Raw genomic sequence first — 16,760 nt, forward strand, 5'->3', positions numbered from 1 at the left:
GCAAGGTCCAGGCCGACGATGCTAACTTCCTTCATGGATGCTCTCTCCTCTGAGTGACGTTGTTGCAAACATCACTTTGGCACATCACGATGCCGTCGGGAGGGGGCATCCACTCCATCAGTTCTCATTGAAAATCAACAACCTGACCCAACGGATATCCAATCCGCCATGAGGGTTCGGCACCCTAGAGATGTTTGATCCCAGGCTTTGATGGGGCATCCTTGTCTTCCGAATCAAAGGATGCGCTATGGGCCAGGTTCTGCATGGGAGCGCCACGACGACTGAGGCGGTCCGTCACCGGATCCGGCTGGTCAGTCCGACTTGGTTGTCACTTGACAACCTCTCTGTGAGTCGCATATTGAGGGTACAGATGGCGCGTAAATCGCACCCAAAGAAGGAAATTGAAGCCGCACTCAGGTATGCCGAAGCGCAAGGGTGGCGGATCAAAATAGGTGGAAGTCACGCGTGGGGCAAGATGTATTGCCCATATAACGATGACCAATGTCGTTGCGGCGAATTCTGCATAACCAGCATTTGGAGCACGCCAAAGAACGCTGGCAACGAAGCAAAGAAGCTGAAGCGTCTTATCGATAACTGCACAACGCATAAGGCTAAAACCGAAGAGACGGCTGAAGGCAAGGAGTGACTTCGTCATGGAATACACTTTCACCCTAAAGTACCGTCTCGCGGACGATGATCAGGACGCAGATGCCTTGGTGGAGCGTCTGGGCGAGGCTGGATGCACCGATGCTCTTGTGGGCATCGGCATTGTCGGTCGGCTTGCTCTCGAGTTTACTCGAGAAGCGGACAGCGCGCAGGAAGCCGTTCGCAGTGCGCTCGCAGACGTGAAGGCCGCTATCCCGAGCGCAACCTTGGTAGAAGCCACGCCTGACCTTGTGGGACTGACGGACGTGGCCGAAATGATGGGCGTGTCCCGTCAGTACCTTCGCAAGCTAATGCTGGGCAACAACGATTTTCCAGCCCCTGTGCATGAAGGCAACGGTGCGTTATGGCATCTGAGCGATGTCCTGAGTTGGCTGGAGGGACGACGGGGTTATCAGCCGGAGCGCATCTTGTATGAAACGGCAAAGGCGACTCTGGAGGTCAACGTGGCGAAGGAGGCAAGACGCTTCGCTCCCACAGCCATGCGCGAGTTGGAGCGCTTGATAGCATAGGGAAACAGGCCGGCTTAGGCACCTCGCCGACAAAGCTGGCAATCCAGCTCCGTCACACTGCTGTTGATGGAACAAGCGGCCTTCTATCAAACTTCTGAAGTCGGGATCGCTATCAACCGAGCGCTACCCGACTTTAATCCACCGCTGCACTCTTCAATTCCGCTGCGCCCGAGTGGGGCATTTCGAAATTTCAGGCCTTCCGGTTTCCAGGCTTCTTGGTTGCCTTCGCGGGCACAGCCTTGCGGCCAAGGCCGAGTGCCTTGGCCATTTCGGACCTCGCGGCCGCATAGTTGGGCGCAACCATAGGGTAGTCTGACTTCAACCCCCACTTCCCACGGTACCCGTCAGGAGTGAGGCCGTAGTTGACGGTCGTGTCCCATCAGGTAGATGCTATGGGGCGAGCGGCGAGGGTGTGGCATCCTTCGCTGTTTCAACCACCTCAGAAGGAGGCGTCCCATGTCGCAATCTTTTGACGCGAGCCGGTCCCTTGCCGCTCTCGAACAGGATAACACGATCATCGCCGTCACCGAAATGAGCAAGGCGAAGTGGCTCGTCGCCGGGCTTGTTCCAGGTCTCAAGCGCCAGCCGCTCAAGAAGCTCGATGCCGACGCGCCAGCACTGTTGAAGCTGCTGCAGCGCTGGCGCGACGAAGCCGACCGGGCCGGGCACACGGTCCAGCGGATCGCCGTCGCCTATGAGGCGGCCGGCGACGGCTTCTGGCTGGCACGCTGGTTGCGGGCGCACGGCATCGAGGCCTATGCCATCCATCCCTCGAGCGTTCCGGTATCGCGCGAGCACCGCCGCGCCAAGACCGATCGTCTCGACACCGAGCTTTTGATGCGCGCTTTTCTCGGCTGGCTGCGCGGCGAGAAACGCCATTGCTCCATGGCCGCGATCCCGACGCTCGAAGAGGAGGCCGCGCGGCGGCCGAACCGCGAGCGGGGGACCCTGATCGGCGAGCAGACGCGTCTCATCAACCGCATCAAGGCGATCCTCGCCCGCTTCGGCGTCCCCAGCTTCCGGCTGAGCCTGCGCCAGGCCGCGGACAGGCTGGAGAGCATCCGAACGGCGGAGGGAACACCGCTGCCGCACAACGCCCGCGCCGAGCTCCACCGCTTCCTTGAGCGGCTCAACCTCGTGCGTGCGCAGATCCGCGCCATCGAACAGGAACGCCTACGCCGGCTGGCGGCGACTCCGGCTGCGGCGAACGGCCCGCACGCGATGGTTCGCCTGCTCGCGCGGATCATCGGCATCGGCGTCGAGACCGCCGACATGCTGGTCCACGAGATGCTGTCGCGCGGCTTGCGCGACCGCCGCGCCGTGGCGCGCTATGCCGGCCTCACGGGGTCGCCGGACGAGAGCGGCAAACGCCGCCGCGAGAAAGGGCTGGCGCGCGCCGGCAATGCCCGCGTGCGGCGCGGCATGATCCAGTTGGCCTGGCGCTTTCTCCTCTTCCAGAAGGACAGCGACCTCGCCCGATGGTTCCAGGCACGCACGACCGACGGCCGCAAGACCACGCGCAAGACGATGATCGTGGCGCTGGCGCGCAAGCTGCTGATTGCGCTCTGGCGTTTCGTCACCGCGGGCGAGGTGCCGCAGGGTGTCATCGTGCGTGCGCCGTGATGGAGTCACGTGGGAAGAGGGAAAACAAGGCACACCCCAATTGGCAGGCCCGCAGCAGGGGCTGCCGATGACGATCCGAGGTGGCGGCAACCCGAAGCTACAAATGGTCCTTCGGACCGCCGATGTAGAATGGGCCCCGCCGCCCCGGAGCTTCGCCACCGATGCGCATGCTGCATCATGGTTCAGATCCCCCCACCGGGATCGACCGAATACAAGTCTGCCGCGCGATTGACGCGCCTGGCTCATGGCGAGCTCGCCTCGGAAATCTGTCTCGGCATTTGGCCCCACTAGAGACTGGGCTCACCCGACCCGGCAAAACCCTGCCGCCCACCCTTGACCGTCACTGCGCGCGGCGGCCAGGTCGAAGCCCAGGTCGCCACGAGGAGATGAGGAAACGAACCAAGAGCAAGCTTGACAATCATCGCCCCATACAGGTGTAGCTCGGCAGTTACGAAGCTGCTCACGAGCGCGCCGTTAGTAGCGCTGTAGCGAGTGAGCGGCGTGTCGGTGGTCATCGGCGCTTTCCGGTAGGGTTTGGTTGTTGACGCCAACCCCATTTCGGAAGGACTACCGATGACCGACGACATGATGAACCTGCGCACGCTCTTGGAGAAGACCCCGGATGCCGATCTTGCTGCGCGAGATGATCGGCTTTGCCGCCGAGCGGCTGATGGAGATGGAGGTGGGCGCGGCGACCGGCGCCGGCTATGGCGAGAAGTCGCCGCTGCGGCTCGCCCAGCGCAATGGCTACCGCGACCGGGACTGGGAGACGCGGGCCGGCACGGTCGAACTGCGCATCCCGAAGCTTCAGGAAGGGAAGCTACTTCCCGGGTTTCCTCGAACCGCGCCGCATGGCCGAGAAGGCGCTGACCGCCGTCATCCAGGAGGCCTATGTTCAGGGCATCTCGACGCGCTCGGTCGACGATCTGGTCAAGGCCATGGGGATGAGCGGCATCTCCAAGAGCCAGGTCTCGCGGCTGTGCGAGGAGATCGACGGCAAGGTGAAGGCCTTCCTCGAGCGGCCGATCGAAGGCGATTGGCCCTACCTGTGGATCGACGCCACTTACCTGAAGGTCCGCCGCGGTGGCCGGATCGTCTCGGTCGCCGTCATCGTCGCAGTTGGCGTCAACGCGGACGGCCGACGCGAGGTCCTGGGCATGGAGATTGGCACGTCGGAGGCCGAGCCGATCTGGACGGAGTTCCTGCGCAAGCTGACACGTCGCGGCCTGCGTGGCGTCAAGCTCGTCGTCTCCGATGCCCACGAAGGCATCAAGGCGGCCGTCACCAAAGTGCTGTGCGCGACATGGCAGAGGTGCCGCGTCCACTTCATGAGGAACGTACTGGCCCATGCCGGCAAGAGCGGCCGCAGGGTCGTCTCAGCCTTCATCGCCACCGCTTTCGCCCAGGAGATGCCCGAGGCCGCGTCCGTACAATGGCGCGCCGTCGCCGACCAGATCCGGCCGAAGGTGCCGAAGCTGGCGACAATCATGGACGACGCCGAGCCCGACGTGCTGGCCTACATGACCTTCCCGAAGGAACATCGCGCCAAGCTCCACTCGACGGATAAGATCGACAAGCGCTTTCTTCCTGGTCGTGGTATTCTTCAACAGCGCGGGCGACCTCGTGGCGAAGCGCGGCGCATCGGCTGAAAGCGCCGCCAGGCAGCCTACTCAAGCCTTGCCGGATTGAGGCGCCCGCGCGCCTTTTCCTTTGGCGAGCGCGGGCGCCAGCCTTCGACGAAATTCTCGTAGCTCTCCTGGGCCTTCCTGGCGATATGCGTCTCTTGGTTCCGCAATTCTTTGACATTGTAGGCATAGGTTGGGCCGCGCGAGTTGCCCTTCCTCTGTGGCTTTCCGGCCTGAAGTTCCATGCCCCGTACCTTGTGAGCCACCAGGCTGGGCCGCGCCCACAGATAGTCCTTCTCCTTCGTCAGCATGTGCCAAACGAGTGCTGCCAGCTTGCGCGCCACGGCGACTGCAGCCACCTGGTGACCGCGCCTTGCGCGGACACGGACGAAGAAGGCATGCAGTGGTCCGGGTGTCTTTGCCGCCGCCCAGGCCGCTTCGACAAGCATGGCGCGGGCATGGCTCCGCCCGACCTTGCTGATACGCCCATGGTGGGCAGTGCCGAGTCCGGACGACGCACACGGGGGGTTAAGGCCGAAGTAGCTGACCAGCTTCTGCGGGGATTTGAACCGGGTGATCTTGCCGATCGCCGCCATCAAACGGCCTAATCGGCCCGAAGCTGTGATTTTGGCCAAGTTGTGGAACGTTGCCGGAACGGATTGACGGGATGGGCATGATCGCCTGAGATTTCGCTTCTGCAAGGGAGTGGATTTATGGGTGTGCATGTTTTGCCGGAGGAGTTGGCCAAAGGGTGGAGCCTTTCGTTTGCCGACCTTGAATTTGTGAATGCCAAGCCGGTTGGAACGCGGCTCGGTCTTGCGGCTCAATTGAAATTCTTTGCCGCATTCGGATATTTCGCTACGACCGTTGGCGATATTCCTGACGAGGCTGCAAGCTATCTGGCCGAACAACTCGGCGTCGGCAGCAGCGCCCTTCTTGGGTATGAGTTTTCAGGACGTTCGGGACGGCGCCATTGCGCGGAAATCCTGCGTCACCTCGGCATTCGAAGAATGAGGCGGGCGGACCGCGCAACTCTTGAGATCTGGATCGCAACAGAGCTGTGCCCTTGCGGCATGGCCGCTGCGGCAATGCTTGAGGACGTGTTTCTCTGGTGTCGGGACCACAGGATTTTCGCGCCTTCGCGCAAGGAGATGGACCGGTTGGTGCGCGCTCAGCGGCAGCATTTCGTGGACACGTTCCTTGAAAGAGTGTCGGATAGTCTGCGCTTGGAAACGATCGCGCAGATGGAGGCTTCGCTTGCCGATCCGGACGGGGTGACTGGGTTTCATACGATCAAGGCCGATCCGGGTGCCGCCACGCTGGAGAACATGCTGTCTCTTGCCGACCAATTGGTGTTCATCAAGACGCTCCATCTGCCGATGGAGGTGCTGTCGGGTGTCGGCAAACACTGGATTGATCAGATCGTCCGGCGCGTTGGTGCCGAAAAGGCTTCGGAGATGCGCCGCCACTCTGCACAGCGGCAGCTGGCTTTCTATGCGGTATTCCTGATGGTGCGCCAGGCGCAGATCATTGATGGCATGATCGACCTGCTGGTGGAGACCGTCCACAAGATCGGCGTACGTTCGAAACGCAAGGTCGTGGCCGGGATCGCCAAGGACATTGAGAAGGTCTACGGCAAGGAACAGCTGCTCGTCGATATTGCGGGGGCGGCGATCGAGAGGCCTGATGGCGTCGTCTGCGACGTGATCTTTCCGGTGGCTGGCCAGGACAAGCTGGCGGCGATCATCAAGGAATATCGGACGAAGGGCACGCTCGAGCGGCGCGTCTATGCGGTGATGCGCGGCTCCTACGCCAATCACTACCGGAGGATATTGCCGAAACTGCTGTCGGCTCTGGAATTCCGTTCGAACAACGCCGTGCATCGTCCGGTGCTTGAGGCGTTGGAATGGATAAAGCTGGCCTTCGACACTGGATGCCGTGTCGCGCCAAGGGGCGCTGTGCCGATCGATGGCGTCATTCCGGCTAAATGGCGCACCGCCATCATTGGCAAGGACGCGCGCATCAACCGCATCAGTTATGAATTGTGCGTGCTCAGCCAATTGCGCGACCGCATCCGGGCCAAGGAGATCTGGGTCGTTGGCGCCGACCGCTATCGCAATCCGGACGACGATCTGCCGACGGATTTCGAGAGCCGGCGCTCGGCCTATTATGATGCGCTGAACCTGACGCCTGATGCGCGCGCCTTCACGCGCCAAATCCGGGCCGAACTCGAGCGGGAACTGCGACTGCTGAACGCCGAGCTGCCCCGTAACGACAAGGTGCGCATCCTTTGGCGTGGCGAAAACCGCATCTCGATCACGCCGTTTCAGCCGCTGCCGGAACCGCAGGGCCTACAATCGCTCAAGGGCGAGATTGGCCGGCGATGGCCGATGACGGAACTGCTGGACGTTTTGAAGGAGACCGCGCTCGATACGGGCTTCCTCGATACCTTTGAAACGTCGGCCACCCGCGTAGCGCTTTCGCGCAGCGATCTCGATCGACGGTTGATCTTGTGCCTTTACGGGTTGGGCACAAATGCCGGCCTGAAGCGCGTGGCAGCGGGATGCCCGGATGTGAGCTACGAGGAACTGCTACATGTAGGCCGGCGCTTCATCCATCGCGATGCGCTCGAGGCAGCGTGCGGGTGCGTCGTCAATCAGACCCTGGCTGTTCGAAACACCGCCATTTGGGGCGAAGCCGGCACGGCCTGCGCGTCGGATTCCAAGAAGTTCGGCGCCTGGGACGGCAACATGATGACGGAATGGCACGTCCGCTATGGCGGCCGCGGCGTGATGATCTATTGGCACGTCGAAAAGGGTTCGACCTGCATCTTCTCACAGCTCAAACGTTGCTCATCGTCGGAAGTGGCTTCGACGATCAAGGGCGTGCTGCGCCACTGCACCGACATCGAAATCCAGCGGCAATATGTCGACAGCCATGGCCAGAGTACGATCGGCTTTGCCTTTTGTCATCTGCTCGGGTTCGAGCTGGCGCCCCGCCTGAAGGCCGTCTCCCGGCAGAAGCTAGCGCTGCCGCATGGCGGATTGCGGGCCGAATTGCCCAGCGGCGAGATCGCCAGCAATCGCTTGGAGGATCAGGAGAGCTCGGCGCTGGCGCTGCATCTGTTGCAGAATTGTCTTGTCTATGTGAACACCCGCATGATGCAGGCGGTGCTGGTCGAGACGACATGGGCTGGACGGCTGGCAGCGGAGGACTATCGCGGCCTTACGCCGCTGATCTATAGCCATGTCAATCCCTATGGCCGCTTTGATCTCGATCTTGAGCGCAGGATCGATTTCAGGCGGAAAGCCGCATAGCCTCGGAGAACGATTATGGCCAAATTTGCTGTGTCATGCCTGGATGTTCTCAACCGACATGGGCTGCCGTCGATGGAGTTCCAGTCTTATTTTGAGAGATCAAAGCATGATCTTCTTGCTGATGGCGCCGCTGCCATCGTAACGGAGGTAATGCAATCCACGGATGGTCGCCCGGATGCGGCTTTGTTGTTCGGTTTACTGCTGGATGAGGCGCGGATGGGCATCGAGAATGACAGCTCATACGGAAAGATTTTTCTGAAAGACGCGGAGACCGCAATCCAGGCTCACGTTGCCGCCGAAGTATGCGAACCGCTTCACCTCATGAAAATTGCCGGCTTGTATCGGCGTGCCGGTCTGCCCGTGCCGGATATATTGATACTCAATACAGTCGGGCAAACTATACCTGCCGAGGCTCCGGTCTCGGACCTCGATGGCACCCTTGCCACTTTAGCTGCCGAAGTTGAGGCCGAGGGTGGTGGGCCGTATGAGTTTTTCAGCGGCCTGGACGAGATGACGGCAGGAATGCCGGAGGAAATGCAGGCTGCGTTTGTCGATCATCTTTTGACCCTGGACAATCCAATTTTGGAACGCTGCGCCCTGTATTGGCTGTTGTCCGGCACACCATTGATCCAGGAGGCCGTGGCCGCCGGTCTGCGCCAAAGACTCACAAGCGCGAGCCTGCTGGCCGGAACCTTGTTCTATCTGCCAATCATTCGCGGCTGGTTGCCGGCAAGCGCCGCCCGGGCAATCGTCGATGACATCGGCAAGCTGGCTCGACGAAAAAGTCTCGCCGGTGCTTCCCATGACAATGAGGCAAAGCCGGTAGTCGGCGACATCATGGCAAGCCTCGCTGACGGTGTCGGAGCACAAAGCATCTCGATTGTCGGGAAACAGAAGAACCAGACATTCGTCGCGATGATTCTGCTGAAAACAGGATACGGCATCAAGGATGCCTTTGTCATTCGCTGCCGCTCAAAGCGCGAGGCAACCAGCATCGTCTCTTACACCCGCCAGGAAGCGAATAGCGTTCGCATTGATCGAATGACTGCCGAGTTGTTGCTGGAGGCGGCATTGGCAGATGGGATAGAAAATGAACACATGCCGGCGCCAGGTTTTATCGATGTGATGGAAGCCTGCAATTTGAACAATCTGCGGCCCCAAGAAAGGGATCTGCAGGCTCTGCTGGATCATGTCGACCCGCAAGGAGAGATCCCAAATGCGACAACGGCAAAGCTGGATCGGATGCTCAACAACGAGACGGCGCTGGATGCGCTTGTCCCGCTGATCGACAGCTGGTTTGAAGACACGGGCGAGACGCGCGACATCATTCGACGATCCCGCTCTGCGCGAACCGCAGAAACCAGGATCTGGGCTTTTCTTGAAGGCCGTCGAGACATCTGGGCGAGACGGTTTCTGCAAACTGCGATCATCCTCAAATCGGCCAAAAAGGAAAACCAGTCGAAAACACTGGCCGCGGCAGCTTTTGCCTTGATGCAGAAGCATCCCCTGCAAGATATCCCGCTCATGGAGGATATCGTTATGACCACCCTCGAAGCTGGCGGCGCACCTTTGTGGTGACAATGTTGGGTATACCCAGCCAGCACAACGCAAATGAACACGTTCCAGCCGCACAGCCATGTTTATTTTGGGTCCGATTTGAAATATTGAACGAATTCATGCCTTGGCACACCCAAAATGAACGGTTCGCATGACTCGTATCGGATACGCGCGCACCTCCACCACCGACCAGAATCTTGCCGCGCAACTCGCCGCACTCAAGACCGCCGGCTGCGAGGTCATTCGCGAGGAACAGAAGAGCGGCGCCTCGCTGGAAGGTCGCCCGCAGCGCACCACCATTCTCGACTTCATCCATGCCGGCGAGACGCTCGTCGTCACCCGCATCGATCGCTTGGCGCGCTCCTTGCGCGATCTGCAGGTGATAGTGGACCGGCTGAAAGCCAAGGGCGCGCATCTGTCCGCGACCGAGCAGCCTGTCGACACCTCGACCGCCACCGGCAAAGCCTTCTTTGACATGCTCGGCGTTTTTGCCGAATTCGAGACCAATCTACGGCGCGAGCGGCAGGCCGAGGGCATTGCCGCCGCCAGGAAGCGCGGCATCTACAAAGGCCGGCCGCCAAAGATCGACCGTGCCGAAATCATGCGCCGACTGAAACAGGGCCACGGCCCGACACAGATCGCTTGTGATCTCGGCATCTCGCGCGGAACCGTCTACCAGCTACGGAAAGGCGAACCAGATTGAGCAAAGGAAACCGCATCATCCGGCTGACGCCTGTAGCTTGCGAGCGGATCCAAGCCCGCATGCTCGAAGCCTGCCAAAAGATCGCCGCGGATCACGGGCTGGCCATCGAAAGCGCCGGATGGCGTGGCCTAGAGCGGTTTTCCCTTAATCGGAGTCGTTTGTTTGCAGTGAACGGCTTGTTCTGATTCCCTGATCGAAGTGATTTGCGGAAGGAGCAGCGGCATGGCACGAGCTTACAGCCTGGATTTGCGGACGCGTGTTATCGAGGCGATAGAGGCAGGCCTGTCGACCCGAGAAGCGGCACGGCGGTTTGCGATCGGGATATCGACGTCTGGTGCATGGTATCGGGCCTGGCGTTCGAGCGGCAATCTGGAACCTGGGCGGCAGGGCAAGCCGAAGGTATCGAAGCTGGACGCGCACGAGACTTTCATTCTCGCCTTGGTCGAGACCGATGAGCGGGACATCACGCTTGCCGAGATCGTCGATCGCCTTGCGGCAGAGCGCGGGGTCAAAGCCAGCCTGACGACGGTCCATGCGTTCTTCGCAAAGCGTGGCATCACGTACAAAAAAAGACAGCGCACGCGGCCGAACAGCAGCGACCGGATGTTTTGGCAGCGCGGGAAGAGTGGTTCGAAGGCCAACTCGATCTCGATCCGAGCCGCCTGTTCTTCATCGACGAAAGTGGCCTCAATACCAAGATGGCCCGGCTACGAGGCCGCTCTGCGCGTGGACAGCGTTGCCGGGCGGCTGTTCCTCATGGGCACTGGAAATCCACGACCTTCACGGCCGGCCTGCGCCTCGACGGGATCGTCGCACCCTGGCTCCTGGACGGCGCCATGGATGGCGAAGCATTCCTGGTCTACTTGCGCCGCGTCCTCGTGCCGACGCTTCAACCCGACGATGTCGTCGTGATGGACAACCTGCCTGCTCATAAAGTGGTCGGTGTCCGCGAAATCATCGAGGCTGCGGGGGGGCTTCCCTTCGCTATCTTCCGCCCTACTCCCCGGACTTTAACCCCATTGAAAGCGCATAGTAAGGAAACCTCTGGAGGTGAGGTTCCGCTGATACCACGCATTGGCCACAAAGCGCTGATTCTGTTGACCCAATGGATGGCGAATCGTGATGAGCCAGAAGCGAATATACATCCGCTGGACGGATTTGCCGGCAGATCGCCGTCGTCGCCTCGTAGCGCTGATCAGCAGCCTGATACAACGGAATGTGTCGACGGATCGGGAGATCGGTCATGAATGCAGAACCGAGCCTGCTCACCTTCACGTTTGCCGGAAAAGATCCACAGCCGTCACAATGATCGCCAGGCCATCGTGTACGTTCGGCAGTCGACGGTTCGACAGGTCGACAGGTCGAACACAACCGCGAGTCAACGCGGCTTCAATATGCCTTGGCGGACCGGGCATTCCGGCTGGGGTGGCGTCGTGACCAGATAACGGTGATCGATGACGATCTGGGCCGCTCGGGCGCGTCGGCGCTTGATCGGCCCGGCTTCCAGCGTCTCGTCGCGGAGGTTGGGCTCGGTCATGTCGGAATAGTCATTGGCATCGAAGTCTCCCGCCTCGCACGATCATGCCGTGACTGGCATCAACTTCTGGAAATGTGCGCGTTGTTTGATACGCTGATTGGCGATGCCGACGGCATCTACGATCCGAGCACCTACAATGACCGGCTGTTGCTCGGCCTGAAGGGCACGATGAGTGAAGCTGAGCTCCATATTCTGAAAGCTCGGATGTACGAAGGGCGCAAGGCCAAGGCGTGTCGTGGCGAACTCATCCTTGGTCTGCCGCGCGGTTATGTGCTGAAGCCCTCAGGAGAAGTGGCACTGGACCCGGACGAGGAGGTTCAAAGGGTCATACGCCTAGTCTTCGCTTTGTTTGAAAGGTGTCGCTCGATCAGTGGCGTCCTGCGATACCTCGTGGACCATGACATCGCACTTCCCGATCGTATACGGAGCGGCCCTGAAAAGGGCGACGTGTGCTGGAACCGACCTAATACGGCCACTCTCAGCGACATGCTTCGTCATCCTGGTTATGCCGGTGCCTATGTCTTCGGGCGCCGTCACCATGACGGACGCCTCCGGCTTCCCGGAAAGCCGCATAGCGGCCGACGCTTCGTTCGCGATCCACAAAAATGGATGGTGCTGCACCAAAACGCACATCCAGCGTACATTGACTGGCAATCCTATGAGCGGAATCAAGAGCTGATGGCGGCAAACCGTTCTCGATATACCGGCGTCCCGCGTGGTGGCGCAGCACTGCTTGGCGGCTTGATGATCTGCGGCGTGTGTGGCCGTAAAATGGTGACCGGCTACAATGATGACGGACGGGAAGCGCGCTATAGCTGCAGCTATGAGGCCACCACCTATGGCGGTCCACGGTGCCAGTCGATCAGCGCCCGTCCGGTGGACACATGTCTGACCGCGTTGATTCTTGAAGCCCTTTCGCCGGCAGCAATCGACGTCAGCCTTCAAGTTGCCGAGGATATCGAACTCGAACGACAGCAGCTCCATGACGGCTGGAAGCAGCGACTGGAACGCGCAGATTATGAAACGGCGCTGGCGCGCCGACGCTACGAAGCTGTCGATCCTGACAACCGTCTGGTCGCGCGGACGCTTGAACGGGATTGGGAAGCAGCAATGGCGACGAAATAGGCGCTCGCGGATGATCACCAGCGGGCCCTTGCGCGCCAACCTGAGCGGCTAACGGCGGAGGAAAAGGACACGGTCCGCCGGCTGGCAGAAGATGTGCCTGCCCTGTGGAGGGCGCAGTCCACTACATCACGCGACCGGCAAACCATCGCCCGTATGATGCTCGATCGCGTCGTCATCCGGGTGTTTGGAGAAACCGAGCGTGCCGAGGTAAAATGCCACTGGGCCGGAGAGATCGTGACGACGCATCCGATTGTCCGAACCGTAAGACGCTTTGAACAACTGGAGCATCACGACGAAATACTGGATCGGATCGCGGCGTTGCGTGCCGAGGGGGCGACCGCTCGACAGATCGCCGACGATCTCAATGCGAAAGGCTGGACGCCTGCGAAGAAGCCAACGTTCGACGCGTTGATCGTCCAGAAGCTTCTGGTACGAAAGGGACTTGGAAAGAAGCGACCCATCTGGTCCGGCAATGTTCCCCGTCGCAATGCCGACGAGGTGACCCTGCAGGAACTCTCCGAACAGCTCGGCGTCCATCGCCAGACCGCCTACGGCTGGCTCCGGCGCGGAAAGCTCAAGGGGCGTATCGCCAAAGTGGGGACACAACGTATCTGGCTCGTCAGCCTGTCTCACGCCTCAACAGGAATCCGGACTGGAGAGTCATCATGACAACACGATCGAGATGGCCTTCGCCAAGCTGAAGGCTTTACTGCGAAAGGCAGCAGCCCGGTCCATCCCGGAATTATGGGACGCCGTGGCCGTCGCCATCGATCGTTTCCACCCCAAAGAATGCGAAAACCTGTTCGCCCACGCCGGCTACGATGCCTAACCGTGATTATCCAGAAACTGCTCTAGACTCCGGGTTTGCCTTCGAGCCGGTGTTCCGCGTCAGCATTCCCGCCTCCGACGGCACAGCATTCAATCTCGAAAAGGATATGTTCGAGATTCTAGCCGAGCGGTACGGGCTGGCTCCCTCAGACTTCGGGCGCGAATTCAGCACCGGAAGCGAACGGTTCCGGATCACCGGCATCGATCCCAAGCGACCCAGATATCCCATCTCCGCCGAACGGAGTCCCGACCGCCGGGGCTTCAAATTCACCGCCGCAAACGTTGCCATCCTGCTACAAACTTGAAGCAAGCCCTGATGTTCGTCAAATGTTCCCAGACTTGGCCAAAATCTCAGCTTCGGGCCGATTAGGCCAAGCGGGGCGCAGGACCACGCCACTCCTGAACGCGGCGGCGGTGCGCGAATTCCTCGGCCAAGGCACGGTCGACGCAGTGCGCACGCTGAGGGTCAAACCCGCCGCCGCGCTGAGCCTGACGCGAGCGCCGGTTGCATCGGCCTCCCTTGCCTGGTTGAAATTGCTGACCGGAACGGGTGTCGGCGTGACGACGGCGGCCGCATCGCCTCGTGCCGCGATGCTGGGGCTGGAAGTCCTGCAACTGACCCAACTCGATGCGCAGCTGGCAAGCATTCTGTCGGATCCCGAAAATGAGGCCACCAGCGATGCCGACCGGAAGCGTTTCCTCGCGGCGGTCCGCGACAGCGGCCAGGGGTCCAAGGCGCTCAATCGCGCGATCGATGTGGCGCTTGGGGTCGGCACGACCCTGTTGCCTACACTGCCGCTTGCGCGCCAGGCGCCCCGCCCGCCGGCCCCCGTCTCTCCAAGACGTCCAGATCCGCCGGAGAACCGGCGCCTGCGCATCTATGCGCTCGATCCAAGCCTTGGCGGGATCGTGTCCACATATGCCCAACAGATCGCCACGGTCGAGGTGCCGTATGAGGTTGATCACAAGGGCCATTCGATACTCGAGCCGGGACCCGTCGGCGAATATCTTGAAGTCGTCGATGTCGATCCCGCCTCGAACCAGTTCTACCAGCCGGTCAATCTTGAGGATCCGCGCCTGATGCTAACCGATGGACTTGATCCGTCCGAAGGCAATCCACAGTTTCATCAGCAGATGGTCTATGCGGTCGGCATGCGCACGATCGCGAGTTTTGAGAATGCGCTCGGTCGTCGCGCGCTTTGGGCGCTGCACAAATCTGCCAGCGGCAAGGGCTACGAATATGTTCAGCGGCTGCGTATCTATCCGCACGCCTTGCGCGCGAAGAACGCCTACTACAGTCCCGACAAAATTGCGTTGCTGCTTGGCTATTTCCCTTCGGAATCAACCAATGACGACAGCACCGCGCCAGGCACGATGGTGTTCAGTTGCCTGTCGGCCGATATCGTCGCGCACGAGATGACGCATGCTCTGCTCGACGGTTATACGCCGGGCTATCGCCAGCCATCCAACCCCGATGTCGGCGCTTTCCATGAGGCGTTCGCCGACATTGTCGCGCTGTTCCAGCATTTCCAGTATCGCGATCTTGTCCGCCGGCAGATTGCCAGTTCCCGTGGCGATCTTGGCGCGGCCTATCTGCTCAGCGGGCTGGCCAAACAGTTCGGAGAAGGTTTGGGCAAACACGGAGCCTTGCGCGACTATCTGAGCAAGGATGACGATATCCAATACAAGACCAGTTCCGAGGTGCATAAACGGGGCAGCCTGCTGGTCCTGGCGGTCTACGAGGCGTTCGAGGCGATCTTCGAAATGCGCACCCGCGATCTCTTCCGGCTGGCAACCGGCGGCAGCGGCGTGTTGGCGCAAGGGGCGATCCACCCCGATCTGGTCGAGCGGCTCACCGACGAGGCCTGCGTGGCGGCAAGCCAGGTCTTGCGGATGTGCATTCGCGCGCTCGACTACTGTCCTCCGACAGACATCACCTTCGGCAGCTTCCTGCGGGGGCTGATAACCGCCGATGTCGAAACAGTGCGCGAGGAAAAATATGGCTACCGCATCGCCTTCATCGAAAAGTTCCGCGCGCTTGACCTCCTGCCGACAAATCTGCGGACGGTGTCAGTCGAGACATTGTGCTGGCAGCGGCCGTGGGAAAATCGTAACCCCTCCTGGCTGAAGCCGGCCGTGACCGAATTCAAGATCGACTGGCGCAGCGATCCCGACCGGGCGACCATATTCCATGACAGCCGCGCGCGTTGCGCCGACTTGCACGGCTATCTGGTCAAGCAAATGGCACGCAGCGAGGAAAGCCTGAAGGATATCTGCAAAACGCTGAGGCTGCAGCCCGACCTGCCAGGATATAACGAAGATGGCGTAGTCAGCGCCAAGCCCGGGGCTCCTCATTTCGAGGTCCGAAACGTTCGCGCCGCGCGGCGGGTGCTGCCCAATGGTCGGCCGGCTGAAGAGATCATCGTCACGCTGATGCAGCGCAAGCCAGTGCCCCTCTATGCCGAAGATCCCGACGCGGGTTTCTTCTGGTACCATGGCGGATCCACCGTCGTGATCAATCCCAACAAACAGGGCGAACCCGAGATCAAATACGTCATCAGCAAGCCGGTCTACAGCCTGGACCGGCTGGCGCAGGAACGGGAGTTCAGGACCAATCCGCCATCGGCGGGAACGAGATCGATGTATTTCAGTGATCAAGGCCTGGCCGCGCGCGAGCCATTTGCCGCGCTGCATGCTTCGGAGGATGGAATATGACTTCTCCTGCCAACAGCTTGACGCTTCGCCTGTATTGCCACGGCCTCGGGGACTGCAATCTCATCGGCGTTCCCGACGACAAGGGCGGGACCTTCTGGATGTTGATCGATTGCGGGGTCCACACTTCGGCCCCTGGCGGCTCCGCGCGCGTCAGAGAGGTGGTTGCCGATATCCTGAAAATCACGCAGAGGCTCGACGTGATCGTCGGCACCCACGAACATTGGGATCATCTTTCCGGTTTCCTGCAGGCCAAGGATCTGTTTGACAAATTCTCGGTGGGCGAAGTGTGGTTTGCCTGGACCGAGGATCCGACCAATCCTGACGCTCGCCGAATCGATAAGTTCAAGGGCGCCGCGCTGGCCGCCCTGGTCGATACGAGCCTTGCTCTGGACGGTCATCCGCTGATGGGAACCGAGGCCCAAGGGATAATACCAAAGGATCTGACGGCTGACTCTCTTGGGATTTCGGAATGAGCGGATCCGTGATTCGATTGCGCGAGGAGGATTCGCGCCATGGGCTCAGCGATCAAGATGCGGACGGATTATTCGGCAGCCG

Annotated in this window: 13 protein-coding genes and 5 pseudogenes; 15 read left to right on the plus strand and 3 right to left on the minus strand. The window is 60.6% G+C overall.

Annotated elements, in window-relative coordinates:
• Nucleotides 1-370: 370 nt before the first annotated feature.
• Nucleotides 371-646, plus strand: a complete 276-nt coding sequence (locus CKW40_RS40545) for a hypothetical protein (RefSeq protein WP_095205188.1) — start codon at nt 371-373, stop codon at nt 644-646.
• 7 nt (nt 647-653) lie between these two features.
• The gene (locus CKW40_RS40550) at nt 654-1,175 is read left to right on the plus strand and encodes a helix-turn-helix transcriptional regulator (protein WP_095205177.1); all 522 of its coding nucleotides are present in this window, start codon (nt 654-656) and stop codon (nt 1,173-1,175) included.
• Between the two features lie 190 nt (nt 1,176-1,365).
• Here CKW40_RS40550 and CKW40_RS40555 read toward each other — a convergent pair.
• Nucleotides 1,366-1,542 (minus strand): annotated as a pseudogene (locus CKW40_RS40555) (MucR family transcriptional regulator); the annotation flags it as partial.
• Between the two features lie 89 nt (nt 1,543-1,631).
• On the opposite strand from CKW40_RS40555, the gene CKW40_RS40560 reads away from it, so the two are divergent.
• On the plus strand, nt 1,632-2,798 hold the full coding sequence (locus CKW40_RS40560) for an IS110 family RNA-guided transposase (RefSeq protein ID WP_095205179.1): 1,167 nt from the start codon (nt 1,632-1,634) through the stop codon (nt 2,796-2,798).
• A 287-nt stretch (nt 2,799-3,085) separates the two neighbouring features.
• Here the strand turns inward: CKW40_RS40560 and CKW40_RS40565 are convergent, their stop codons facing one another.
• The gene (locus CKW40_RS40565) at nt 3,086-3,313 is read right to left on the minus strand and encodes a hypothetical protein (RefSeq protein ID WP_143748504.1); all 228 of its coding nucleotides are present in this window, start codon (nt 3,311-3,313) and stop codon (nt 3,086-3,088) included.
• 58 nt (nt 3,314-3,371) lie between these two features.
• On the opposite strand from CKW40_RS40565, the pseudogene CKW40_RS40570 reads away from it, so the two are divergent.
• Nucleotides 3,372-4,375: pseudogene (locus CKW40_RS40570) on the plus strand (IS256 family transposase); the annotation flags it as partial.
• An 89-nt stretch (nt 4,376-4,464) separates the two neighbouring features.
• Here CKW40_RS40570 and CKW40_RS40575 read toward each other — a convergent pair.
• A pseudogene (locus CKW40_RS40575) lies at nt 4,465-5,022 on the minus strand (transposase); the annotation flags it as partial.
• Nucleotides 5,023-5,136: 114 nt separating this feature from the next.
• Between CKW40_RS40575 and CKW40_RS40580 the strand changes: the two are divergent.
• The 11 genes and pseudogenes from CKW40_RS40580 (at nt 5,137) to CKW40_RS40620 (ending at nt 16,678) form a co-directional block, all read left to right on the plus strand.
• Entirely contained in the window at nt 5,137-7,740 is a 2,604-nt protein-coding gene (locus CKW40_RS40580; RefSeq protein ID WP_095205181.1) for a Tn3 family transposase, read from the plus strand.
• A 15-nt stretch (nt 7,741-7,755) separates the two neighbouring features.
• Nucleotides 7,756-9,318 carry a Y4lR C-terminal helical domain-containing protein gene (locus tag CKW40_RS40585; RefSeq protein ID WP_095205182.1) on the plus strand — a complete coding sequence of 521 codons (1,563 nt, stop codon included), beginning with the start codon at nt 7,756-7,758 and terminating at the stop codon, nt 9,316-9,318.
• A gap of 130 nt (nt 9,319-9,448) precedes the next feature.
• Nucleotides 9,449-10,000 (plus strand): recombinase family protein, encoded by a 552-nt coding sequence (locus CKW40_RS40590; RefSeq protein WP_095205183.1) that lies wholly within the window; start codon nt 9,449-9,451, stop codon nt 9,998-10,000.
• On the plus strand, nt 9,997-10,185 hold the full coding sequence (locus tag CKW40_RS40595) for a hypothetical protein (RefSeq protein ID WP_143748505.1): 189 nt from the start codon (nt 9,997-9,999) through the stop codon (nt 10,183-10,185). Before CKW40_RS40590 ends, CKW40_RS40595 begins: the two co-directional genes overlap by 4 nt.
• Nucleotides 10,186-10,222: 37 nt before the next feature.
• Nucleotides 10,223-11,030, plus strand: a pseudogene (locus CKW40_RS40600) (IS630 family transposase); the annotation flags it as partial.
• A gap of 417 nt (nt 11,031-11,447) precedes the next feature.
• The gene (locus tag CKW40_RS44375) at nt 11,448-12,662 is read left to right on the plus strand and encodes a recombinase family protein (RefSeq protein WP_198421191.1); all 1,215 of its coding nucleotides are present in this window, start codon (nt 11,448-11,450) and stop codon (nt 12,660-12,662) included.
• 153 nt (nt 12,663-12,815) lie between these two features.
• Entirely contained in the window at nt 12,816-13,331 is a 516-nt protein-coding gene (locus tag CKW40_RS44380; protein WP_198421192.1) for a helix-turn-helix domain-containing protein, read from the plus strand.
• Between the two features lies 1 nt (nt 13,332).
• Nucleotides 13,333-13,491 (plus strand): annotated as a pseudogene (locus CKW40_RS44245) (IS630 family transposase); the annotation flags it as partial.
• Complete coding sequence (locus tag CKW40_RS40610) at nt 13,484-13,795, plus strand: hypothetical protein (RefSeq protein ID WP_143748506.1); 312 nt, start codon at nt 13,484-13,486, stop codon at nt 13,793-13,795. The pseudogene CKW40_RS44245 and the gene CKW40_RS40610, both read left to right, overlap by 8 nt.
• A gap of 109 nt (nt 13,796-13,904) precedes the next feature.
• Nucleotides 13,905-16,205, plus strand: coding sequence for a gluzincin family metallopeptidase (locus CKW40_RS40615; protein ID WP_095205186.1), 2,301 nt, complete (start codon nt 13,905-13,907; stop codon nt 16,203-16,205).
• Nucleotides 16,202-16,678: an MBL fold metallo-hydrolase gene (locus CKW40_RS40620; protein ID WP_095205187.1), complete on the plus strand. Its 477-nt coding sequence runs from the start codon at nt 16,202-16,204 to the stop codon at nt 16,676-16,678. The genes CKW40_RS40615 and CKW40_RS40620 overlap by 4 nt, the downstream gene beginning before the upstream one ends.
• The last annotated feature ends 82 nt before the right edge of the window (nt 16,679-16,760 follow it).

It is taken from the genome of Mesorhizobium carmichaelinearum, assembly GCF_900199455.1.
GTDB classification, from domain to species: domain Bacteria; phylum Pseudomonadota; class Alphaproteobacteria; order Rhizobiales; family Rhizobiaceae; genus Mesorhizobium; species Mesorhizobium carmichaelinearum.

What these genes read in the sequence shown, in the direction of transcription:
- CKW40_RS40545 (WP_095205188.1), top strand. Translation starts at nt 371, where the DNA reads ATGGCGCGTAAATCGCACCCAAAGAAGGAAATTGAAGCCGCACTCAGG.
- CKW40_RS40550 (WP_095205177.1), top strand. Translation starts at nt 654, where the DNA reads ATGGAATACACTTTCACCCTAAAGTACCGTCTCGCGGACGATGATCAG.
- CKW40_RS40560 (WP_095205179.1), top strand. Translation starts at nt 1,632, where the DNA reads ATGTCGCAATCTTTTGACGCGAGCCGGTCCCTTGCCGCTCTCGAACAG.
- CKW40_RS40565 (WP_143748504.1), bottom strand. Translation starts at nt 3,313, where the DNA reads ATGACCACCGACACGCCGCTCACTCGCTACAGCGCTACTAACGGCGCG.
- CKW40_RS40580 (WP_095205181.1), top strand. Translation starts at nt 5,137, where the DNA reads ATGGGTGTGCATGTTTTGCCGGAGGAGTTGGCCAAAGGGTGGAGCCTT.
- CKW40_RS40585 (WP_095205182.1), top strand. Translation starts at nt 7,756, where the DNA reads ATGGCCAAATTTGCTGTGTCATGCCTGGATGTTCTCAACCGACATGGG.
- CKW40_RS40590 (WP_095205183.1), top strand. Translation starts at nt 9,449, where the DNA reads ATGACTCGTATCGGATACGCGCGCACCTCCACCACCGACCAGAATCTT.
- CKW40_RS44380 (WP_198421192.1), top strand. Translation starts at nt 12,816, where the DNA reads ATGATGCTCGATCGCGTCGTCATCCGGGTGTTTGGAGAAACCGAGCGT.
- CKW40_RS40610 (WP_143748506.1), top strand. Translation starts at nt 13,484, where the DNA reads ATGCCTAACCGTGATTATCCAGAAACTGCTCTAGACTCCGGGTTTGCC.
- CKW40_RS40620 (WP_095205187.1), top strand. Translation starts at nt 16,202, where the DNA reads ATGACTTCTCCTGCCAACAGCTTGACGCTTCGCCTGTATTGCCACGGC.